Here is a 21,800-nt window from a genome sequence, read left to right on the forward strand (position 1 = left end):
ATCACAAAATATTGAATCGAACAGTCCAGGCGGATTGTTTTCTCCTGGTAAACGATGATTAACGGCGCGCTCCAAGGCCGGGTTATTTCAATGAATCGCTTCAGCCAACGCCTTGCCTGCCGATAGCCTCTGCCGTCACCCGTTCCCGCCCTTGCTCCCCGCCTTGCCTGCCCCTATCCTGCGCCCGTCACGGCCAAATCCGTGACCGGGTTTGACAGCCCGAAGAGACGGCGCGATGCGCCGAGCGGTGCATGCGAAAGCAGCGAATGCTTTTGCAGGCATCGGCTCGACCGCAGTTTTCCAACTGCGGGCCTTCATGGCGGATCGCGTGGGGAGACCCTCGTGGTCTGCCGGTTCCGTTTCCCGGTCTGTCAACCCTGCGCGATCCTGCCTCCATCGATTGACAGCGAAGGCGGCAGGTCATGTGACTCTCAGAAACGGAGTACCCAGCATGACGAAGGATGAAAAGGAAAAGACCCACGTCGACGCAATCATCGAACGCTACAAGGACCTGATGGTCGAGATTCCCCCCGCCGACCGGCAACCCGGTCTCTCCCTGCTCTGGCCGGTTCCCGCCCAGCCCGCCATCGACAAGGGCGTCCGCCAGGCCGAGAACTGGCTTGCCGACCAGATCGAAGGCCAGCTCTGGACCGCCTTCGCCTTCGGCCGCGACAGCCTGCCCACACCGATGCAGAAGACCGCCTTCGAAGTGGCCTTCCTGACGCGCCTGCAGCAGCGCCTGGTAGCCGCTCGACGTTCCGGTTGACCCGGCCATGGCGAATGACGCCGGTGGCGTCGTTCGCCCCGACGTCAGGTCTCCATCGCGGTCTCGGGCACCGCGTACGAAATCGTCGCCAGGCTCCGCCTCGCGGTAACGGTCGAGCGCCCCCGTGCGCCATCCCGCCCAGCCGGATTGAACGCAAGCGCACCCACCGCCCTCCTATGTTCCATACGACCCACCACCTCAACCGGAACCGAGCAAGACTCCGCAGACATGGCACAGCCTTTCACCATCGAACCGGACCCGAACACCCTCGACCATCCACCGGCCTTCCTGGCCAACGGAGGAGCGGTCGGGAAACTGTTGCTCAGCCTCGACGCGGCCAGTTCGCCCCTCGGCCCGCCGGACGCCTGGTCGGCGAGCCTGAAGACGACGATGGCCACGCTGCTGCCGGCCAAGGCGCAGATCGTGCTGTTCTGGGGCGCGGAATTCGTCGCCCTGTACAACGATGCCTACGCGCCGAGCATCGGCGACAAGCATCCGCGCGCCCTCGGCCGGCCGGCGATAGAGAACTGGCGGGAGCTGTGGGATGACCTCGAACCGCTGCTGCGCGGGGTGTACGAGACCGGTGAAACCTTCGCGGCAAAGGATCGGCCCTTCTACATCGAACGCCATGGACGCGGCGAGACGGTCTATTTCGACGTGTCCTATTCGGCGGTGCGGGAAACCGACGGTTCCGTCGGCGGCGTGCTGTGCATCGTCACCGAGACCACCGAGCGGGTGCGTTTCGAACGCCGCCAGGCGTTCCTCCTGGAACTGGGCCAGACCCTGCCGTCCCTGGCCGATCCCCTGGAGATCGAAGCCACCGCCCTGCGCCGGCTCGGCGAGGAGCTGGGCGCGTCGCGGATATTCTTCGGCGAGGACAATGGCGACGGCATGACCTTCCAGGTCCATCGCGACTATCTCCACGACGGCCGCTCGGCGGTCGGTCGGCATCGCTACCTGTCGTTCGGCGCCACCCTGTCCGGCGAACTGCATGCCGGACGCAGCGTGGCGCGGGAAGACCTCGCCGGGGAGCGCGGCATGAGTCTCGACGAGGCGGCGAGCCGCGCGCGCCTGGGGCTGGGCGCCACGCTGCACGTCCCGGTGCTGCGCCACGGCCGGCTGGAGGCGCTGCTGGCGATCCACTTCGCCCATCCGCAGGCGCTCGGCGAAGATTCGCGCCGCCTGGCGGAGGAAGCCGCCAAGCTGGCCTGGACCTCGCTCACCCATGCCCGCGCGGAGCTGGCGCTGCGCACCAGTTCCGCGCAACTGGCGGCGATGTTCGACCAGGCCAGCGCGGGCATCGCGGTATGCGACCGGAACTGGCGCTTCACCCGGGTCAACGATCGCTACTGCGAGATCGCCGGCCGTTCGCGCGAGACCCTGCTCGGCCTGCGCATGCAGGACATCCTCGACCCCGCCGACTTCGCCCTCCCTGCGGCGCCAGGCGGAGCGACCGGCGCGGCGTTCGAGATGAGCGGCCGCTACGTTCGCCCCGACGGCGATACGGTGTGGGTGCAGAACCAGGTCACGCCGCTGGTGGACGAGCAGCATGCCGCCAGCGGCCTGCTCTGCGTGTGCATGGACATCAGCGCGCGGGTACGCGCCGAGAACGAGCTGCGCGAACTCAACGAAAGCCTGGAAGAACGTGTCGCGACCATGCTCGCCCAGCGCGAAAGCGCCCTGGCGCAGCTTCACGAGGCACGCAAGATGGAGATGGTCGGCCAGTTGACCGGCGGCATCGCCCATGACTTCAACAACCTGCTGACGCCGATCATGGCCTCGCTGGAACTGATCCGCCGGCGGCTCGACGACGCCCGCTCCACCGACCTCATCGACGGCGCGCTACAGTCCGCCGAACGGGCGCGGAACCTCGTCGGTCGCCTGCTCACCTTCGCCCGCCGGCAAACCCTCAAGCCGCAGGCGGTGGCCCTGCGCGAGCTGGTCGAAGGCATGCACGACCTGATCGAGCGCTCGCTCGGCCCGACCATCGAGGTCCGCATCGAGATCCCGGAACGCCTGCCTGCGGTGGTGGTGGATCCGCACCAGTTCGAACTGGCCATCCTCAACCTCGCGGTGAACGCCCGCGACGCCATGGGCGAAGGCGGCCGCCTGGAAATAGGCGCGCGGACCGACCTGGTGATCGACGGCGCGGTGGACGGTCTCGGCGCCGGCCGCTACGTGTGCCTGGAAGTCGCCGACAACGGCGGAGGCATGCCCGCCGAGGTGCTGGCCCGCTGCATGGAACCGTTCTTTTCCACCAAGGGCGTGGGCAAGGGCACCGGCCTCGGCCTGTCGATGGTCCAGGGCCTGGTCGCCCAGTCCGGCGGCGGCCTGGGAATCCACTCGGAGATCGGCAAGGGGACCCGGGTGAGCATCTGGCTGCCGATCACCGCGGAGCAGACGCAATCCACCGCAGAAAGCTGCCCGGACGCACCGGAGGCGTCGCGGCCGACCCACGTGCTGCTGGTCGACGACGACAGGATGGTGCGCTACACCACCGCGCTGCTGCTCGGCGATCTCGGCTACCAGGTCAGCGAGGCGGCGTCGGCGGAGGAAGCCCTGGGCGAGGTCGAGCGCGGCCTGGCGCCCGACCTGCTGGTCACCGACCATCTCATGGCCGACAAGACCGGCGTGCAGCTTGCCGAGGAACTGCGCCAGCGCTTCCCGCAATTGCCGGTGCTGGTCATCACCGGCTACGCCAACCTCAGGCCCGAGCAACTCAACGGCTTCGAGGTGTTGACCAAGCCGTTCCGCCACAACGAACTCGCCGAACGCCTCGCCCGGCTGCTGGAAGCCTCGCCGTGAGGCCCCGGGACGGCGGAACGCCTCAGCGCACGCGCTCGCGGCTCTTCACCGCCAGGTCCAGGGCTTTCTGCATGTCCAGCCGCGCCGAGCGGCCGACGTCGCGGTGGTCCAGGCGGTAGCCGCGCTCCGAGGGCAGGATCGGTGCGGTGAGGTCCTCGGCATCGGCCGGCTCGAAATCGTAGTCGCCGCCGATGGTCATGGCGCTGCGCCGGAGCAGCATGCGGATCTCCTCGGGTCGCAGCCGCGGGTTGAGGGAAAGCATGGCGGCGACCGTGCCGGCGACCATCGGCGTGGCATAGGAGGTGCCGCAGTGCACCTCGCCCCGCGCGTCCCGCTCCAGGGTCGAGGCATGGGTACAGGCGGCGGCGGTGACATCCACCCGCATGTCGACGTTCGAGGTGCTGCGCTTGACCGCGTAGGCCGGGTCGTCCACCGCCAGGCCTTGGCGCTCGCTGCGCTGGTGGCCGCCCACCACCAGCAACTGCTCGGTAACGAAGGAGGACGGCAGGCGGTATTCGTCGGTACCGGAGTAGGACGAGCCGTTGCCGGCGGAGTTGACCACCAGCACGTCCGGATGCTCCTTGCGCAGCCAGAGGAAGAACTCCTCGAGCAACTCCTCGTAGCCGCTCATGGCGATCCCCGAGCGCACCAGCGAATCCACCTCGTCGCCATCGACGTCGCGAGCGCCGACGCGGTGGATGCCCCAGCTCCAGTTGAGCACCCGCACGCCATCCTCCACCAGGTTCACCGAGGCGGCGACGTTGGCCGTGATGCCAGCATCCGAATTGCGCTCGACGATCACTTCGAAACCCTGGCTGGCGCGGTCCAACCCACGCAGGAAACCACTGTTGCCGCCCTGGTCCCAGCGCGCGGCGAGGATGCCGGCGACCGTCGAACCGTGGTTGTCGGGACGTTCGGCATCGCGCGCGTAGAGGCAGGTACGCGGTGCGGGCGCCTTGCAGGGGCCGAGGTAGTCGGCGAAGTCGGGAGCGTCGAAGTCGACGTCGCGCTCGATCACCCCGATGCGCACCGGGCGGGTCTCCAGCGGCGCCTGGCGGGCGCGGACCCGACGCTGGTAATAGTTCACCGCGTCCATGAAACGATTGGCCGCCCACTCGTCGGAGTCGCTGTCCGGCTTGTCCACGGGCCGGCGCGCCGCCTCGGTTTCCTCGCCCTTCTCCGGCGCGGACTCCTCCACCACCACGGCGTCCACGCTGGTCTCGCTGCCGATGCGGAGGACCAGCGCGTCGCGCTGGACGAGGTCGCGCGCCGGCAGGCGCAACTGGTAGAGGTTCAACGGCGGGATCGCGCCGACCACCCGCGCGCCATATTTATCGGCCAGGCGTTCGGCCTCCCGGCGACCGTCGTGGTTCTCCTCGATCAACAGGCTGACCAGGTCGACGTAGGTGGTCAGGCCATCCATGTTCTTCGCCACCTCGTCGGGACCGGCGGCGAGCACATGGCTGCCGTTCAGGGTCAGCCATACCGGATTGCTGCTGCGCCCGCCCTGCTCCAGCCAAAGCGGACCGCTGGCGTGGCCACGGCGGTCCAGGCGGAGCCGCAGGCCGTCGCCCTCGCGCCGCAGGGCGGTGGCCGGCAGTTCGCGGCCGTCCAGCAACAGGCGCGGCAGGCCGGAGCCCAGGCCGCGCACGCGCAGGCACCACTCCTGCCGCTCGCTGGCCAGGAGATCGCCGCAGCGCTCCAGGCGCTCCAGGCGCAGGGGTGTTTCGGCGGCTACCAAAGGACTGCCCAGGGACGCGAAAAGGATGGCGAAAACGGCACGGCGCAGCGGCATGGACTCGGCTTCCGGAACGGGGACCTGTTGTTCCGACCACCTGGCGAAACGCTTCGTTCAGGTTGAAGGCGGGCCCCCGGCCACGCCAAGGCGCAGGCTAGCCCACCAGTTGTTCCAGCGCCTGCGCCTCGTCGAAGGCGGGGTGAACCGCTACTCCCGGCAGATCGCCCGCATCTCCCTGCTGGCCATCCCGGCCGGGCTGCTGGCCCTGGGCTGCGGCCCGTACCTGATGCGACAACGCTGAAAAATCCGCCGACTGTCCATTTCGCGACGATGACTGGCGCTTTTGCCGGCGCAGGCCGCCCGCGCCTGCCTTACCGTTCCCCGCTCTTTCAGACACGGGAGCAGGGCAATGCCGCTTGCCAGTCATCTGCGTTGCGTGGCGCTGGCGCTGGGGATCTCCACCGCGCTGGGCTGCGCGAACCGCAACCAACCCGCGCCACGCGCGGAAAGCCTCGACCCTGGCCTGTCGAGGGTGGCGGGAACCCGCGGCGACGCGCTGCCCGCCCAGTGGTGGACGCTCTATCAGGACCCTGGGCTGAACCGCCTGGTGGCCGCCGCGCTGCGCCACAACCGCGACCTGGCGGCGGCCGATGCCCATGCCCGCGCGCTCCTCGGCCATCTGCGCGGCGCACAGGGCGAACGCTGGCCACGGACCGAGGTCGGCTATGGCTACCAGTATGGGCGCGACGGCGACGACCAGACCCTCGCCGAAGCCACCGACGAGGACGTACGCAGCCAGTGGAAACACACCGTCCGCCTCGACCTGTCCTACCAGTTGGACCTGTGGGGCGAAGTCCGCGCCCGCATCGCCGCGGCGAAGGCGGATGCCGAAGCGGCGCAAGCGGCGCGCGACCTGCTCAGGGTCAGCGTGGCCAGCCAGACCACCCTCGCCTACGTCCGCGCCTGCGCCCTGGCGCGACGGGCAGAGGTGCAACGCCGATCGGTCGGCCTGCTCGACGCGAGCCTGGCGCTGAGCGAACGCCAGCTCGCCGCCGGCCTTTCCAGCGAGCTGCAGCGACGCCGGCTGCTGGCCTTGCGCGAGCGGACCCGCGCCGCGCTGCCGATGCTCGAGGCGCGGCGGCGCGCGGCACTCTACGAACTGGCGCTGCTCAGCGGGCGCTCGCCGCGCCAGTTGGACGCTCCTGCCGCGACCTGCGCCGGCATACCGCAACTGCGCCGTGCCCTGCCCACCGGCGACGGCTGGAGCCTGCTGGCGCGCCGCCCGGACGTCCGCGCGGCCGAGCGCCGGCTCGCCGCCGCCGACGCCCGGCGCGCGCTGGCCGAAGCCGAGCTGTACCCGCGCATCAGCTTCGCCGTCGGCGCCGAGACCTCCGCAGTGACCCTCGCCGGCCTCGGCGGCAGCGGCGCGCTGGCCTACGCGGCCGGCCCGCTGCTGAGCTGGCGCTTCCCCAACCGGGAAAGCGCGCGAGGCCGCCTGGACAGCGCAGCGGCAGAGCGCGACGCCGCCCTGGCGCGCTTCGACGGAGCGGTGCTCGGCGCCCTGCGCGAGGTCGAGCGTGCCCTGGCGCTGTATGCCGGCGAGCGCCAGCGGCGTGCCGACCTCCAGCGTGCCCTCGACGAGCAGCGCCACGCCTACCGGTTGGCGCGCAGCAACTATCGCGCCGGCGCCCTCGATGCCCTCGAGCTGCTCGACAGCCAACGCAGCCTGGTCGCCGACCGGGCGCGCCTGGTCGACGCCGAGATGCGCGTCGCCGAGCGCCAGGTCGAACTGTTCCGGGCTCTCGGCGGCGGCTGGCAAGCCGCTCCCAGCCCCTCCCATCAGGAAAACGGACAATGAACCAGGCAATCAGGGAACCCATCGAACACACCACTGGCGAAACCATGCCAGCAGCCACGCGCCGGCGCCGAACCTGGCTGCTGGGCGGCCTCGCCGGCGCCATCGCGCTCGCCGCCCTGCTGGCCTGGTGGTGGAGCAGCGGACGCTTCCTGGAGGGCACCGACGATGCCTATGTACGCGCCGACTGGGTGGCGGTCAGCGCGCAGGTCTCCGGCTACGTCGCCGAGGTGCTGGTGGCCGACGACGCCGACGTCCAGGCCGGCGACCTGCTGCTGCGCCTGGACCCGCGCGACTTCCGCCAGCGCCTGCGCGCCGCCGAGGCCCGCGAAGCGGCGGCGCAGGCGGCGCTGGAAGCCCAGCGCGCGAAGCTGGAGACCCTCGATCGGCAACTGCTGGAGCAGGCGCAGACGATCAGCCGCGCCCGCGCCGATGGCGAAGCGGCGCGAGCCGAATGGCGCCGCGCCGAGACCGACTGGCGACGCTACCGGCAATTGGCCGACGAGCATGCCACCAGTCGCCAGCGCCTGGAGAATGCCGACGCGGCGCACCAGCGAGCGCGGGCGGCGGCGCGGCGGGCAAGCGCCGAGGAAGGCCGCCAGCGCGCCGCCAAGGACGTACTGAAGAGCCGGCGACGCGAGGCGGAGGCGGCGCTCGCCCAGCGCCAGGCGGAGCTGCAGGAAGCCGCGGCGGCGCGCGAACTGGCGCGCCACGCCCTGGACGATACCGAAATCCGCGCCCCATTCGCCGGCCGCGTCGGCCAGCGCAAGGTGCGCCTGCGCCAGTACGTCACGCCGGGGCTGCCGCTGCTGGCGGTGGTGCCGCTGGAGCAGGCCTACGTGGTGGCCAACTACAAGGAGACCCAGCTCGAACGCATCCGTCCCGGGCAACCGGTAGAGCTGGAGGTGGACACGTTCGGCCGCCGCTGGCGCGGCCGCGTCGACAGCGTGGCGCCGGCCTCCGGCGCGGTATTCGCGCTGCTGCCGCCGGACAACGCCACCGGCAACTTCACCAAGATCGTCCAGCGCTTCCCGGTGCGTATCCGCCTGGACGCCGACGCCGCCGAGCGGGGCCGGCTGCTTCCGGGGATGTCGGTGATCGCCACCGTGGACACTCGCGAACCGGACGGAGCCTCCGCCGATGAGCGCTGACGACAAGGTATCGCTGCGTGCCTGGGTCGCCGTCACCGGCGGCCTGTTCGGCTGCTTCATGGCCGGCATGAACGTGCACGTCACCAGCGCGGCGCTGCCGGAGATAGAAGGCGCGCTGGGAGCCACCTTCGAGGAGGGCTCGTGGATCTCCACCGCCTATCTGGTCGCGGAAATCAGCATGATCCCGCTTACCGCCTGGCTGGTGGAAGTGTTCTCCTTGCGCCGGGTGATGCTCCTCGGCTCGCTGGTGTTCCTGCTCAGTTCGCTGAGCTGCGCGCTGGCGCCGAACCTGTCGACGCTGATCCTGATCCGGGTGATCCAGGGGGCTTCGGGGGCGGTGCTGATCCCGCTGTCGATGCAACTGATCCTCACCGAGCTGCCGTCCAGCCGGATACCCCTCGGCATGGCGCTGTTCAGCCTTTCCAACAGCGTGGCCCAGGCCGCCGGCCCGTCGATCGGCGGCTGGCTGGCGGATGCCTATTCCTGGCGCTGGATCTTTCTCCTGCAACTGTTGCCGGGGATCGCCCTGCTGGCCGCGGTGGCCTGGTCGATCCGCCCCCGCGACGGCGACCGCGAACGCCTGCGCCAGGCCGACTGGCTCGGCATCGGCGCGATGGTCGCCGGCCTCGGCGCGCTGCAGATAGTGCTGGAGGAAGGTGGCCGCCGCGACTGGTTCGAGTCCGGCTTCATCCGCACCTTCGCCGTCCTCGCCGTGCTCGCCCTGCTGCTCTTCGTACAGCGCCAACTGTGGGGCGCGCGGCCGTTCATCAACCTGCGCCTGCTGGGCAGCTACAACTTCGGCGTGTCCAGCCTGGCGATGGCGGTGTTCGGCGCGGCGACCTTCGGCCTGGTGTTCCTGGTGCCCAACTACCTGTCCCAGTTGCAGGGTTTCAACGCCCGGCAGATCGGCGACAGCCTGATCCTCTACGGCCTCGTGCAACTGCTCCTGGCGCCGCTGCTGCCGCGCCTGATGCGCTGGCTGAACCCCAAGCTGCTGGTGGCCGGCGGCTTCGCGATCATGGCCCTGGGCTGCTGGATGGGCGCGCACCTGAACGCCGACGCGGGACGCAACGTGATCATCCCCTCCATCGTCGTACGCGGCATCGGCCAGCCGCTAATCATGGTCGCGCTCTCGGTACTGGCGGTGAAGGGCCTGGACAAGGCCCAGGCCGGCTCGGCCTCGGCGCTGATCTCGATGCTGCGCAACCTCGGCGGCGCGATCGGCACCGCGCTGCTGACGCAACTGGTCTCGCTGCGCGAGCGCTTCCACTCCGAGCGGATCGGCGAGACCCTGACGATCTTCGACGGCGCCCTGCAGCAGCGCCTGGGCGGTGGCCAGGTGCGGATACAACTGCCGGAGCAGCAGCAGGCGCTGGCCCTGCTCGACCACGGGGTGCGCCAGCAGGCCTACCTGATGGCCTACTCCGACGCCTTCTACCTTTCCTGCGTGGCGCTCCTGGCCTGCGCCCTGGCCTCGCTGATGCTGCGCCAGAAGGACTGAACTCAGTCGCCCTCGGCCACCCCGTAGGCGGCGCCGCGGCCGAAATAGAGGCTCGGCGAAACGCCCAGGGTCCGGCGAAACATGGCGCTGAAGGCGCTCTGGCTGTCGTAGCCGAGGTCCAGTGCGACCTCGAGGATCGAGTGCCCTGCCGCCAGCGCATCGAGGCTGGCGAGCAGGCGCATGCGCCGCAGCCACTGGACGAAGCTGAGACCGGTTTCGCGCTGGAAGGCGCGGGTCAGGGTCCGCGGGCTGACGCCCAGGCGACGCGCGGCATCGCCCAGGCTCCAGTCGGCGGCCGGCTCGGCGCGCAGGCTGCGGCACAGCGCCGCCAGTCGCGGATCGACCGGCTGTGGCACGTGCAGGGCGAGGATCGGCAGCACCCGCAGTTCATCGAGGATCAGCTCCATCACCCGCTCGTCGCGGCCACCCGGCGGGTAGTCCGGGGCGATCCGCATCGCCGCGACGATCAATTGCCGCAGCAACGGCGGCACGTCCACCACCCGGCAGTCCCGCGGTAGGTCGTGGCGCGCCTGCGGGGCGATGAACAAGGTGCGCATGCGCACCTGGCCGGCGAAACGCAGGGCATGCTCGATACCGGCCGGCAACCAGACACCGCGTCCCGGCGGCACCACCCAGGTGCCCTCGGCGGTGCCGACCGTGACCACCCCGCTGAGCGCATGGATCAATTGCGCGCGCGAATGCCGGTGCAGCTCGACGCGCTCGCCGTGGAGATAATCCTGGGCATAGGCGAAGACCGGACGGGTGGAAGGCAGGTCGATCAGCATCGGGCGGGCCTTGGCGGGCAGTGGGGGCGCTGTCTTTTTACCAGCCGCGCCATGCTAACGACCAGTCCCGGCGAAGCACGCCGGCGCTCGCCGCGACGCGGCGAGCGCGCTACCCTGGCCGCCCCGGCGTGGCGCGACTGCCTGGCGTATCCGCCGCGCCATCCCTCCCCAAGCACAGGAGCGAAACCAGCATGGCCTCTTACGCGGAACTGTTCGATATCGGAGAAGACTTCGCCGCCTTCGTCGGCCATGGCCTGGCCACGGAACAGGGCGCGGTCGCGCGGTTCCGGCAGAAGCTGGAAAGCAACGGGCTGCCGAGCGCGCTGACGGAACGCCTGCAACGCATCGAACGGCGCTATCGCCTGCTGGTCGCCGGGGAAATGTGGTGCCCGGACTGCCAGATCAACCTGGCCGCGCTGGACTTCGCGCAGCGCCTGCAACCGAACATCGAGCTGGCGATCATTTCCAAGGGCCGCGCCGAGGACGACCTGCGCCAGCGCCTGGCGCTGGAGCGAATCCCGATTCCGCTGGTACTGGTGCTGGACGAGGAGTTCAACCTGCTCGGACGCTTCGTCGAACGGCCGCAGGCGGTGCTCGACGGCGGTCCGCAGGCGCTTGCGGCGTACAAGGCGGGCGACTACCTGGAGCACGCCATCGGCGACGTCCTGGCGATCATCGAAGGCGCGGCGCGCTGAGACAGCGCCTTCGCCCGCTTCTCAGTGCCGCGAACAGCCCGCGCCAAGGCCTCGGTACTGCAAGCGATGTAGGCGTCCGGCGCTGTCGCGGTAGAGCATCACCAGCGGCACCACGCCACAGGTGGCCGGCACCGGCGTGACGGAAAGCACCCGCTCGATGTCCAGCGGCATGCCGTAGTCGTAGCGCTCGATCGGCGGCAACTCTTTCCCGTCGTCGTCCGCCGCCTGGACCTGGGACCAGCAGGACAGCAGCAAGGCCAGCAAGAACGAGGTTTTCATGAGGTCTTTTCTCCATGCTGCGCCCCGTCGGACGAGACGCTTTGCGAATAGGCCCGGAGCAACCAGGCGAGGTCGGTGAGGATCGCGGCCAGGCGCCACTCGCCGGCGGCCGCCAGGCGGGCGCCGGCACGGCGTGCGTGCCGCGCGGCGAGCGGCGGATCGCGATGGCGGACGGCGATGGCTCGCAGTGCGCGCTCGATCCACCGCGCCTCCGCGGCGGCCGGGTCGAGCCCGGCCAGGGCGCGCCACAGGCGCCGCGACTCGCGGCCGAGTTGCAGGGATACGAAGCCGAGGCGCAGGGCCAGCGCGCTGCGCGGATGTTCCATGCCATGCAGCGCGCCCAGCTGGGCGATGCGATGCTGCTGGCGGGCCTGCCAGGCATGCGCGTCGAAACCGGCGCGACGACGCAGCAAGGCGAGGGTCTCGCGGCGCAGATGGTCGAGCAGCGACGCCGAATGCCGTTCCAGGTCCTTCGGCAGCAGGCGGTAGACCAGCAGGCTGATGCAGAGCGCCAGCACCCAGGCGCAGGACTGGTTGGCGAAGTCGCCGAAATCGAAGCGGGCGAGATTGCCGGTGGCGACCAGGGTGTTGAAGGCGATCAGGTAGGCGATTCCCTGCAACGCCCGCCTGGGCACTGTGGTGGCCTGGATACCGAACGACCAGAAGAAGGCGAGGCACAGCAGCAGCAATGGAAAGCCGTTGATCAGCGGTAGCAGAAGGAATTTGCAGAGCAATGCGGCAGGTATCGCGTAGAGCGTGCCGCGAATGAAATTGCGCGTGCCCTCGGCGGGAAAGGGCGAGGCTGCCAGCAGCGTGCAGTAGGGGCCGAGCACCGCCAGCAGGGTCGGCCCCTGGTCCCACCCGCTGAGGAACCACAGGGCGCCGCCGACCAGCATCGCCAGCCAGGCTCGCGCGCCGTTGCGCAAGGCCTCGCGGTAATGTCGATGGAAGGCTGCTGGGCGGACGTCGGCGTGGGCCCGGCCGTCGAGCCGGGCGAACCCCCGCAGGGCGGCCTGCAGGTCATCCAGTTGCTCGTCGAGACGCTCCATGAACAGCCCTTCGCGACAGGCATCCGCTTGGTCTGTCGGAAGTCCGCGCCGAATCGCCGCCAGGCGACCGCGCAAGCTCGCGAGCCGTCGCGCGGCGCCGGCGAAGTCGAGCTCGCCGCGATCCAGTTGGCCGCCCAGCAGGCGCAGGTCGTCGGCCATCGGCAGCGCCAGTCCACGCTCCGCCAAGCGCCGGGCCCAATGCGTCTCGCCGGCGAAGCGGAACTCCATCAGCGTGGAAAACAGCGCCGCCAGGCCACCGCGGATCGCCGGGAGCGCAGCGCTCAGCGCCCGCGACTCGGCGCGACCGACACCCAGCAGATCGTCTACCGCGTAGACCTCGCCGGCCAGCGTCCGGCGACGGCGCTCCAGTTCCCCGTCAGCCGCACCAGCATGCCGCGCAGCGACCAGCGCCAGCGTCGCCGCGCAGAGCGAGACGAGACGCTGGCGCACCCGCCCGGACACGGTCCTGCGGCTGAAGAGCACGGTCACCAGGCTCAGGCAGCAGACCCCGACGATTACCGCCGAGGCGCGGGTGACGATGTGCTCGAAGGCCGCCTCGGGCTCGACCATGGCCGATCCCAGCGCCAGGCACACGGTGTAGCCGGCGACCACCGCGGCGGTGGCGTAGAAGTGCCGGACCAGGCTCATGACGCCGACGCAGAGACCCAGCCAGAAACCCAGGGCGACGACGAACAGCAGCATCTTCTGGGCGAACAGCGCGGTCAGGACGAAGGCAGCGAGCGTGCCGACCAGGGTACCCACGGCGCGCCACCAGCCCTTGCCGACCACCGCTCCCTGCACCGGATTGATCAGCAACAGCACAGTGGACGCCGCGGAAAACGGCGAATCCAGTTGCAGGTAGAGCCCCAGGCCGAGCGCCAGAGCGGCAGCGCCGATGCTGCGCAGCACGTAGTCCAGGCTGTCGGTCCGCCAGGGCAACGGCAACGCCGCGTACCAATCGCGCCCGCCGGACGCCGACGCCGCCATCAAAGGTACTCCTGCAACCAGCGGGTCAGCCGCCAGTGCCGCGCGGTCCCCGCCTGCAGCACCTCGACACTGCCGGTCATGCCAGCGGCAAGCACCACGCCCGCCGGTACCCGGTCGAGTTCGATGCGCACCGGCACGCGCTGCGCCAGGCGTATCCAGCTGAAGTTCGGGCTGACCTGCGGCAGGCCGCTGTCGGCACGGCTTTCGTTGAGGTCGGCGACACCGCGACCGATGCTCGCGACATGGCCGTCGAGCAGCGGATCGAACCCCATCAGCTTGATCGTCGCCGGCGCGCCGACCTGTACATTGCGCAGCTTGGTTTCCTCGAAATAGCCGGTGACCCAGAAGCTTCGCCGATCGACGATGAAGATGTTGGTCCGGCCCGCCGCCGCGTAATCGCCGGGCTGCACGCGCAACTGCGTCACATAGCCGTCCACCGGCGAGCGCAACTCGCTGCGCCGCAGGTCCAGCCGCGCCTGGTCGAGCGCCGCCCCGGCGGCCTCGGCGCGGGCGCGGGCGATACGCAGGGCGCGTCCGGCGTTGGCGACCTCCTCGCGCGAAACCGCGCCGGCCAACTGCATGCGTCGGCGCCATTGCTCGTCACGTTGGCGCAGGGTTTCCCGCGCCTGCTCCAGCTCCGCCTCGCGCTGGCGCACGGCCAGGCGATAGCTGCGCGGATCGATGCGGTACAGCGGATCGCCGCGGGCCACCCGCTGGTTATCTGCGACGAACACCGCCTCGACGCTGCCGGAGACTTCCGGCGCGATGCGGATCACCTGCGCGCTGACCCGCCCGTCGCGGGTCCAGGGCGCCAGCACGTAGGCTTGCCACAACTGCAACGCCAGGCACAGGGCGAGCAGGCCGCAGGCGAAGGTCGCAGCCACCTTGGAAAGACGAACGATGGACATGGGGACCTCGGCTCAGAACTTCAGCACCAGCACGGACAGCACGATGAACGACAGGAAGAAACGCAGCAGGCCGGGATGCCAGGCGCATTCCAGCCAGCGCCAGGCGAGGCGCTCCAGCAGCAGGTAGAGCGGCATCGCCAGGCACAGGTAGAGGAACAATGGCGGCACGTAGAGGCCGGAAACGGAGACTTCGCTCAGCATGCAGGGCACCAGGGTATCGAGGGCGCGGAGCGGTCGGCCGCTCCTGTCGGGTTGACGAGCACAGGCTACGGGTCGTAGCGATTTGCAAATATCGACTACTCAGCCAGAAAATAATCGAATTCGGACAACCACAGGACCTGCCGTGAGCCGTGAACCGCAGACCTACCTCGCCCAACGCTTCGATCCCGACGCGCTCGGCCAGCCGGCCCTGGCCCTGCAGCTGGAGGCCCGGCACAACGACACCGAAGTGCCGGTGCACCGGCATCGCAAGGGCCAGCTGGTGGTGGCCTGCCGCGGCGGCATCACCTGCACGGTGCCCGATGGCCTGTGGATGGTGCCGGCCGGGTTCGGTGTGTGGATTCCCGGCGGCATCGCCCATAGCAACCGGGTCACCGCCAACGGCAAGGTCTGCTTCCTCTTCGTCGAGCCGGGGGCGGCACGCCTGCCGAGCGACTGCTGCACCCTGGCCCTGTCGCCGCTGGTCCTCGAACTGATCCTGCACCTGAGCGCGCAACCGCAGGACTATCCGCACGACGGCCCGCTCGCACGTCTCGCCGGGGTGCTGCTGGAACTCCTGGAACAGGCGCCGACCGAACAGCTCTACCTGCCGCTGCCGGACAACCGCGGCCTGCGCCGCATCGCCGACGAACTGACCCGCGCCCCCGGCGACCGCGCCAGCATGGCCGAATGGGCCAGGCGAGTGGCGATGAGCGAGCGGTCCCTGGCGCGGATGGTGCGCCGGGAGACCGGCATGACCTTCGGCCAGTGGCGCCAGCAATTGCAGATCATCATCGCCCTGCAGCAACTGTCCGCCGGCGTTTCGGTGCAACGCACCGCCGAGATCCTCGGCTACGAGTCGGTCAGCTCGTTCATCGGCATGTTCCGCAAGGCGCTCGGCAGCCCCCCGGCCCGCTACGTGCGCGACAGCATGCGGCGGCCAGCCGACTGAACGAAGGTCGACGGAAAGGTCTTGCAGTTCGTCAGCTGTTCTCCCCCGAGGCTGGCACTCGAAGACACTTCTGGGAATAATGCCGCCCTTTTTTCTCCAGGAGGATCAGATGGTTACGCACTTCTTGAGCGAATCCGGCCAGGCAGCCTGCGGGCGCGGCGACAGCAACGTGAACGGCTCGAGCGACGTCGGCCAGGTCAGTTGCAAGACCTGCCGGCGCACCAACGCCTTCGCCCAGGCCCAGGAAAACGCCGCTCCGGCCAGTGCCCCTGTCACCCCCACCGCCGCTGCGCCAGTGATCGACAAGGCCGCGCCGCGGCCGAAAGCCGAGGCCAGGCTCGCCGCCGCGCAGCGCCAGGACCGCGATGCCGCCCGCAAGGCCTGGCAGGCGCGTCTCAACGAATTGTCCGGGAAGAACCGCATGCCGCGCTCGCGGCGCCGCGCGCAAGCCTATCTCTGAGCGGTAGCGGTACTTCGCGGCGGATGTCCGCACGCGGTCATATCCGTCCTGCCCAGCACGACCGCGCGTCCCCTCATCAGGCCAGGCCCTGCGCCTCCACCAGGGCCAGGCCGTCGAGGGCGCCGGCGAGCATCTCCGGCAGATGGCGCGGCTCGTCGGCCAGCTCGGCCAGCTCCGACAACCGATGCGCCGCCGTCAGCAAGGCGATCCGCCGACGCTCCAGGCGCCGACCGCTGAAGCGCTCGTAGGCGGCGACGATGCGCTCGGTGAGGTCGGCATCGATGAACGCGGAATAGATGAATTCCTGGTGCAGCGGACCGATGCCCGCGTCGGCGAAGTCGTACACACCGTTCAGCCGCCCGGCCTCGCTATCGAATGCCATGTTCCAGCCATGGCCGTCGAAGAAGCCGAAGATCGAACCCAGCGGATCGGCAGGCAGCTTGGCATATTCCCGCACCAAGCGTTCCGCGCGTTCGCGCCAGGCCGCAGGCAGCAGCGGCAAGGCGCGCCTGCGCATCGCCGCGGGCGACTCCCAGGGACGCACCGGCAAGGCTCCAACCGCCCGCATGCGCGCCGGTGGCAGTCGATGCAGCTCGGCGTAGAAGCGCCCCAACGCATCGCCGACCGCCTGCCGTGCGGGTTCGTCCAGGCGCCGGTAGTCCTCGCCCAGGAGGTAACCGCCAGGCAGTTTCTCGTGGCGGGAAAACAGCGGCGGTCCCGCAAACACCTGCGGCGCCGGCACCGGCAGGCTCACCGCCGGACGCACCAGGCGTAGCACGGCGGCCTCGCGCAGCAGCGCCGCCTCGGCCTCCGCGCCGCGCGGAAACTTGAACACCCAGCGCCCTCCGACCTCCACCGCCGTGGAATGCCAGCCCGAGGCCAGGATGGCGAAAGTGGCGTCCGCCAGCTCCGGACAGGCCGCCACTATCGCCCGGCGATATTCCTCCAGGGCACGCGGTTCCTTCACCGACGACTCCGCGCGACCATCGCCACGATCGCCTCGTACAGTTCCCGCCGCGCCTCTTCCGGGGCGATCTCTTCGGTGGCGGCCGCGTGCGACAGCGCTTCGGCGGCGCCGATCATTGCGCGCAGAGCGGCGACGGTCAGCCGTCCGCCGCCGGCGAAGGGCTCCAGCACGGCGCGGCACTTGTCCATGAAGAGAACCTCGTAGTCGCGCTTGATCCGCTCCAGCTCCGGCGAGCTGGCGAGGGCCGCGACCACCCCGGGAATCTCCCGGCCTTGTTGCATCACGCAGTCGACATAGGCGCGGGCGATGACGTCGGCGCGCCCCTCCAGGGTCGCCTCGCTCGCTTCCAGGGCAGCCTCCATCAGCGCCGTCTGGCGCAGGTCGTAATCCTGGTAGAGCGCCGCCAGCAGGCCGGCGCGGGTGCCGAAGTGGTCATAGACCACCGGCTTGGTCACCCCGGCCTGCTCGGCCAGGCGTCCGAGGGTCAGCGCCTCGGTACCTTCTTCGCGGACCAGCCGCCAGGCCACCTCGAGCAACTGGCGCTGGCGCTCGTCGCGGGACAGGCGGCGGCGTGGCGACGGGTCGTCTGGGGAGTGCATTGACATAGATAACCTACTAAAAGTAACTTACTAAAGGTAACCTACAGAAGGTAGGTTTTACCCAGACTATCGACTTGCCCCCCTTCCCGCAATTCCCGGAGGAATTCGCCCATGCATGCCCTGATCGTCGTCGCTCATCATCATCCCCGCTCTCTCACCCACGCCCTCGCCGCGCGCATCGCCGAAGGCGTGGTCCGCGCCGGTCATTCCGCGGAAACCGCCGACCTGGCGGCGGAAGGCTTCGAGCCGCGCTTCGGCCTGGCCGACCACGCCGTGCATCGCGGCCAGGCGTCGCCTCCCGCCGACGTCCTCGCCGAGCAGGCGCGCATCGATCGCGCCGATACCCTGGTGCTGGTCTACCCGATCTACTGGTGGTCGATGCCGGCCCTGCTCAAGGGCTGGATCGATCGCGTGTTCTCCAATGGCTGGGCCTTCGACTACAGCATCGGCGGCGACCTGCGGAAAAAGCTGCAGCGCCTGCGCGTGGTGCTGGTCGGTGTCGGCGGCGCCGATGTCGGCACCTTCGAGCGGCACGGCTACGCCGGGGCGATGCGCACCCAGATCGACCATGGCATCTTCGATTACTGCGGCGCACGGGTGGTCCGTTCCGAACTGTTGCTGGAGTCGGAGACCGCCGATCCGATCCGGCATCTGGACCAGGCCCTGCACATCGGCAGCCAGCTCTTCGCCGCACGCGGCGCGCAGGGGGCCGCCCAGGCGCAGCCGCTGGAGGCCTGACCCCAGGTCATTCGGCCAGGTGCATGGCGAAACCGGCCCGCTGCGGGGCAAGTTCGTCGCGCAGGGTCAGCGCCGGGATCAGGTAGTCGCCGCCGTTCTGCCGGCGGAACGGGATCGGCGCAGTGCGCTGCAGGTCATCGAGGCGCCGGCCCAACTGCTCGCTCAGCGCGGCGAAACGCTCCGCGTCGATCCGGCCGCTGCGATAGACGACGAACGGCGGCAATACCTCGAAGCCGGGGTAATGCAGGATGCCGTGATGGATGGGGAACAGCAGGTCGTCCATCGGTCCGTTGATACCGCGCGCGGCGTAGTGCGACTCCCAGCCGCCGGCGGTGACTACCAGCATCGCCCGCTTGCCCTGCATCCGGCCCTCGCCGTAGCGGTCGCCCCAGTGGCTGTCGGAATGTTCGCCGACCCCGTAGGCGAAGCCGCAGGCATAGACGCGATCGATCCAACCCTTGAGGATCGCCGGCATGCTGAACCACCAGAGCGGGAATTGCAGGATCAGCGTATCGGCCCAGCGCAGCTTGTCCTGCTCACCGGCGATGTCGACGCTCTGCCAACCGTTCTCGAAGGCGCGCAGGGAAGTTGCGGAAGGATCGAAGCGTTCGCTGGCCTCGCGCTCGAGGCTGTCGCCGGCATCGAGCACGGCCTTCCAGCCCATCGCGTAGAGGTCCGAAACCTGCACCGCATGGCCGGCCGCCTCGAGGCGGGCGACCGCGAAGTCCTTGAGCGCACCGTTGAGGGAGCGCGGCTCGGGATGGGCATAGACGATGAGTACGTTCATGGCGGGTCTCCGGCAAAAGGTGGGCGCAGGATCGGCCATCGCCGGATATAGTTGAAATGAATATCCGAAATTCCAGGTATATGGATGATTAATCTCCGGCGACTGGACCTGAACCTGCTGGTGACCCTCGACGTGCTGCTCACCGAACACAATGTGACGCGCGCGGCGGAACGCCTGAATTTTTCCCAACCCTCGGTGAGCGTGCACCTGGCCAAGCTGCGGGCGATCTTCGACGATCCCTTGCTGCTTCCCGGCCCGCGCGGGATGCGCCCGACGGCGCGGGCGGAGGAGCTGCGCGAGCCGTTACGCCTGGCCCTGGAAGCCCTGGAGCAGGCGGTGGCGCCGGCCGCGCCGTTCGATCCGACGCAGTCACGGCATACCTGGCGCGTCGCCGCCACCGACTACGCCGAGTCGGCGATCCTCCTGCCGATCCTCGCCAGTCTTCGCCGCCAGGCGCCGGGCAGCCGCCTGGCGGTGCTGGAGCTGGCGCCGACGCGAATCGTCAGGCAGGCGGAACGCGGCGAGATCGACCTGGCCTTCCACACCCTCGAAGAAGCGCCGCCGGGACTGCGCTGTCGCCGGCTGTTCAGCGAGCGCTATGTGCTGGCCGGGCGCGCCGGGCATCCGGGGCTGCGTCGGCGACCGACGCTGAAGCAGTTCTGCCGCCTCGAGCAGGCGATCGTCTCGCCCGACGGCGGCGGCTTCCTAGGTCCCACCGACCAGGCGCTCGCCGAACTCGGCGCGGAACGCCGGGTGGCGTTGTCGGTGCCGCACTTCCTGTTCCTCCGCGCGGTGCTGGAAAGCACCGACCTGGTGGCGCTGCTGCCGTCGCGACTGGTACGCGAGCGCGACAGGTTGCGGGTGGTCGAGGCGCCCCTGGAGGTGCCCGGCTACGACCTGGCCATGCTCTGGCACGAGCGCTCGCACCGCGATCCGGCCCATCGCTGGCTGCGCGAACTCATCGCCGCCTCGGTGTAACGCGGCGATACGCTTCGGTCGTCGCCGCGGTTTGACGCACCGTCGCGCTTTGCCCAAGCTAGCGGGCTTCGATCCACCACCAGGAAGTCCTTGGCGTGAAGTTTCCGTTCCATCCCTGGCGCCGCCTGCTGCTCTGCGCGCTCCCTTTCGCCGCCCTGCTGACCGCATGCGACGACGGCAAGAAAGAGCCCCCGCCCAAACCCGCCGAAGTCACCACCTACAACAGCGTGCCCTGGGACGCCCTGCCGGCCACCAGCGACGCCGACCTGCTCGCCGGCTTCAATGCCTGGCGCTCGGCCTGCGCGCGGCTGGCCAAGGACCCGGTATGGGGCGAGCCCTGTGCGAGCGCCACGACGGTCGCCGCCGATCCGACGGCGGTGCGCGCGTTCCTCCAGGAGCGGATGCAGGTCTATAGCCTGCGTTCCTCCAGCAACGGCGACCAGGGCCTGATCACCGGCTACTACGAACCGGTCTACCACGGCAGCCTGAGCCAGGGCGAAAAAACCCCGGTGCCGGTCTACGGCGTACCGGACGACCTGGTGGTGGTCGCGCTGGAAAGCGTCTACCCGGAACTCAAGGGCAAGCGCCTGCGCGGACGCCTGGAAGGCCGGGTGCTGAAACCCTACGACGACGCCGCGACGATCCGCGACAACGGCTCCAGCGCGCCGGTGCTCGCCTGGCTGGGCGACCCGATGGACCTGCAGTTCCTGCAGATCCAGGGTTCCGGGCGCATCCAGCTGGAAGACGGCCGGCAACTGCGGATCGGCTACGGCGACCAGAATGGCCACCCGTACAAGCCGGTCGGCCGCTGGCTGGTCGAGCAGGGCCTGGTGCCGAAGGAAGAGGTCAGCATGAAGCGCATCCGCGACTGGGCCGAGGCCAATCCGCAGCGGGTCTCCGAACTGCTGGCGAGCAATCCCAGCTTCGTGTTCTTCAGCCTGCGCCCGGACAGCGACGAAGGTCCGCGCGGCTCGCTGAACGTACCGCTGACCGACGGCTACAGCGTGGCCATCGACCGCAAGGTGATTCCGCTGGGCAGCCTGATGTGGCTGTCCACCACCCGCCCTGACGACGGCAGCGCGGTGGTCCGTCCGGTGGCGGCCCAGGATACCGGCGGGGCCATCGTCGGCGAGGTCCGCGCCGATCTGTTCTGGGGCACCGGCGACGCCGCCGGCGAACTCGCCGGACACATGAAGCAGCCGGGCCGGCTCTGGCTGCTATGGCCCAAGGGCGCGCCGCTGCCCGCCTCCTGAAAACCTCCGGCCGGTGCCGACGCACCCGGCCGGGACGGCTGGCCAACGCAACGCCAGCGAGCGCCCGACACCGCAGACCAGCATCGACGGCGCCGGGCGCGCTTGCGGCAGCAACCATTCAAACGATGAATGACGCCGCAGAATCCTCTGTGATGATCGCCGCGCCAGCCGGACCTCCGCGCCTCGCCGCAGCGGCCAGGCCCCCCGACACCACTTGTCCGTGCTACCCCCGGCAGGCGTAGCCGCGGCCGCCTGCCTCGGCAAAAAGCCATCAGCCGGCACGCTTCGACGCCCCTCATGGCGCCCTTTCGCCAACTACCAATTCTCATAGTTGTGAGGGGAAATTTGT

The 21,800-nt window shown here is 69.7% G+C and carries 21 protein-coding genes; 12 read left to right on the forward strand and 9 right to left on the reverse strand.

Annotation, left to right across the window (positions count from 1 at the left end; translation table 11 throughout):
* Positions 1 to 451 precede the first annotated feature (451 nt).
* Both LJF27_RS08115 and LJF27_RS08120 read left to right on the forward strand, forming a co-directional pair.
* Positions 452 to 766: a LasR-specific antiactivator QslA gene (locus tag LJF27_RS08115; RefSeq protein WP_003086723.1), complete on the forward strand. Its 315-nt coding sequence runs from the start codon at positions 452 to 454 to the stop codon at positions 764 to 766.
* Between the two features lie 228 nt (positions 767 to 994).
* Positions 995 to 3,571, forward strand: coding sequence for a PAS domain-containing protein (locus LJF27_RS08120; protein ID WP_023116683.1), 2,577 nt, complete (start codon positions 995 to 997; stop codon positions 3,569 to 3,571).
* Between the two features lie 22 nt (positions 3,572 to 3,593).
* Here LJF27_RS08120 and LJF27_RS08125 read toward each other — a convergent pair whose 3' ends face one another.
* Positions 3,594 to 5,366, reverse strand: coding sequence for a S8/S53 family peptidase (locus LJF27_RS08125; RefSeq protein ID WP_003082530.1), 1,773 nt, complete (start codon positions 5,364 to 5,366; stop codon positions 3,594 to 3,596).
* 109 nt (positions 5,367 to 5,475) lie between these two features.
* Here LJF27_RS08125 and LJF27_RS30375 point away from each other — a divergent pair, with 109 nt between their 5' ends.
* From LJF27_RS30375 to LJF27_RS08140, 4 genes are all read left to right on the forward strand, one after another.
* Entirely contained in the window at positions 5,476 to 5,610 is a 135-nt protein-coding gene (locus tag LJF27_RS30375; RefSeq protein WP_003162289.1) for a hypothetical protein, read from the forward strand.
* Positions 5,611 to 5,718: 108 nt separating this feature from the next.
* Complete coding sequence (locus LJF27_RS08130; protein WP_023103333.1) at positions 5,719 to 7,167, forward strand: efflux transporter outer membrane subunit; 1,449 nt, start codon at positions 5,719 to 5,721, stop codon at positions 7,165 to 7,167.
* A complete protein-coding gene (locus LJF27_RS08135) occupies positions 7,164 to 8,315 on the forward strand; it encodes an HlyD family secretion protein (RefSeq protein ID WP_003112440.1) in 1,152 nt (383 codons plus the stop codon). Before LJF27_RS08130 ends, LJF27_RS08135 begins: the two co-directional genes overlap by 4 nt.
* Positions 8,305 to 9,816 carry an MDR family MFS transporter gene (locus LJF27_RS08140; protein ID WP_003082523.1) on the forward strand — a complete coding sequence of 504 codons (1,512 nt, stop codon included), beginning with the start codon at positions 8,305 to 8,307 and terminating at the stop codon, positions 9,814 to 9,816. The genes LJF27_RS08135 and LJF27_RS08140 overlap by 11 nt, the downstream gene beginning before the upstream one ends.
* Before the next feature lie 2 nt (positions 9,817 to 9,818).
* On the opposite strand, the gene LJF27_RS08145 is transcribed toward LJF27_RS08140, so the two are convergent.
* On the reverse strand, positions 9,819 to 10,601 hold the full coding sequence (locus LJF27_RS08145; protein ID WP_003082522.1) for an AraC family transcriptional regulator: 783 nt from the start codon (positions 10,599 to 10,601) through the stop codon (positions 9,819 to 9,821).
* Positions 10,602 to 10,792: 191 nt separating this feature from the next.
* Here LJF27_RS08145 and LJF27_RS08150 point away from each other — a divergent pair, with 191 nt between their 5' ends.
* Positions 10,793 to 11,296: a thioredoxin family protein gene (locus tag LJF27_RS08150; RefSeq protein WP_003086710.1), complete on the forward strand. Its 504-nt coding sequence runs from the start codon at positions 10,793 to 10,795 to the stop codon at positions 11,294 to 11,296.
* 21 nt (positions 11,297 to 11,317) lie between these two features.
* Here LJF27_RS08150 and LJF27_RS08155 read toward each other — a convergent pair whose 3' ends face one another.
* From LJF27_RS08155 to LJF27_RS08170, 4 genes are read right to left on the reverse strand one after another with little or no spacing between them, the layout of a single operon-like run.
* Positions 11,318 to 11,575, reverse strand: coding sequence for a DUF2790 domain-containing protein (locus tag LJF27_RS08155; RefSeq protein ID WP_003107483.1), 258 nt, complete (start codon positions 11,573 to 11,575; stop codon positions 11,318 to 11,320).
* Positions 11,572 to 13,611, reverse strand: coding sequence for an FUSC family protein (locus LJF27_RS08160; RefSeq protein ID WP_023103334.1), 2,040 nt, complete (start codon positions 13,609 to 13,611; stop codon positions 11,572 to 11,574). Before LJF27_RS08160 ends, LJF27_RS08155 begins: the two co-directional genes overlap by 4 nt.
* Positions 13,611 to 14,519, reverse strand: coding sequence for an HlyD family secretion protein (locus tag LJF27_RS08165; protein WP_003112442.1), 909 nt, complete (start codon positions 14,517 to 14,519; stop codon positions 13,611 to 13,613). Before LJF27_RS08165 ends, LJF27_RS08160 begins: the two co-directional genes overlap by 1 nt.
* 12 nt (positions 14,520 to 14,531) lie before the next feature.
* On the reverse strand, positions 14,532 to 14,729 hold the full coding sequence (locus LJF27_RS08170; RefSeq protein ID WP_003082517.1) for a DUF1656 domain-containing protein: 198 nt from the start codon (positions 14,727 to 14,729) through the stop codon (positions 14,532 to 14,534).
* Positions 14,730 to 14,862: 133 nt separating this feature from the next.
* Here LJF27_RS08170 and LJF27_RS08175 point away from each other — a divergent pair, with 133 nt between their 5' ends.
* Together LJF27_RS08175 and LJF27_RS08180 are read left to right on the forward strand one after the other, a co-directional pair.
* Positions 14,863 to 15,669, forward strand: coding sequence for an AraC family transcriptional regulator (locus LJF27_RS08175; RefSeq protein ID WP_003082516.1), 807 nt, complete (start codon positions 14,863 to 14,865; stop codon positions 15,667 to 15,669).
* A gap of 109 nt (positions 15,670 to 15,778) precedes the next feature.
* Entirely contained in the window at positions 15,779 to 16,129 is a 351-nt protein-coding gene (locus LJF27_RS08180) for a hypothetical protein (RefSeq protein WP_003082515.1), read from the forward strand.
* Positions 16,130 to 16,205: 76 nt separating this feature from the next.
* Here LJF27_RS08180 and LJF27_RS08185 read toward each other — a convergent pair whose 3' ends face one another.
* Positions 16,206 to 17,054: an aminoglycoside phosphotransferase family protein gene (locus LJF27_RS08185; RefSeq protein WP_073657579.1), complete on the reverse strand. Its 849-nt coding sequence runs from the start codon at positions 17,052 to 17,054 to the stop codon at positions 16,206 to 16,208.
* A 38-nt stretch (positions 17,055 to 17,092) separates the two neighbouring features.
* A complete protein-coding gene (locus LJF27_RS08190) occupies positions 17,093 to 17,701 on the reverse strand; it encodes a TetR/AcrR family transcriptional regulator (RefSeq protein WP_003133652.1) in 609 nt (202 codons plus the stop codon).
* 105 nt (positions 17,702 to 17,806) lie between these two features.
* Between LJF27_RS08190 and LJF27_RS08195 the strand changes: the two genes are divergently transcribed.
* Complete coding sequence (locus LJF27_RS08195) at positions 17,807 to 18,433, forward strand: NAD(P)H-dependent oxidoreductase (RefSeq protein ID WP_023103336.1); 627 nt, start codon at positions 17,807 to 17,809, stop codon at positions 18,431 to 18,433.
* Between the two features lie 7 nt (positions 18,434 to 18,440).
* Here the strand turns inward: LJF27_RS08195 and LJF27_RS08200 are convergent, their stop codons facing one another.
* Positions 18,441 to 19,220: an NAD(P)H-dependent oxidoreductase gene (locus LJF27_RS08200; RefSeq protein ID WP_003162621.1), complete on the reverse strand. Its 780-nt coding sequence runs from the start codon at positions 19,218 to 19,220 to the stop codon at positions 18,441 to 18,443.
* An 84-nt stretch (positions 19,221 to 19,304) separates the two neighbouring features.
* Here LJF27_RS08200 and LJF27_RS08205 point away from each other — a divergent pair, with 84 nt between their 5' ends.
* Together LJF27_RS08205 and LJF27_RS08210 are read left to right on the forward strand one after the other, a co-directional pair.
* Entirely contained in the window at positions 19,305 to 20,198 is an 894-nt protein-coding gene (locus tag LJF27_RS08205; RefSeq protein ID WP_003116363.1) for a LysR family transcriptional regulator, read from the forward strand.
* A 95-nt stretch (positions 20,199 to 20,293) separates the two neighbouring features.
* Positions 20,294 to 21,451, forward strand: coding sequence for a murein transglycosylase A (locus LJF27_RS08210; protein WP_014603159.1), 1,158 nt, complete (start codon positions 20,294 to 20,296; stop codon positions 21,449 to 21,451).
* The last annotated feature ends 349 nt before the right edge of the window (positions 21,452 to 21,800 follow it).

It is taken from the genome of Pseudomonas sp. 203-8 (assembly GCF_020708595.1).
In the GTDB taxonomy this organism is placed as follows: domain Bacteria; phylum Pseudomonadota; class Gammaproteobacteria; order Pseudomonadales; family Pseudomonadaceae; genus Pseudomonas; species Pseudomonas aeruginosa.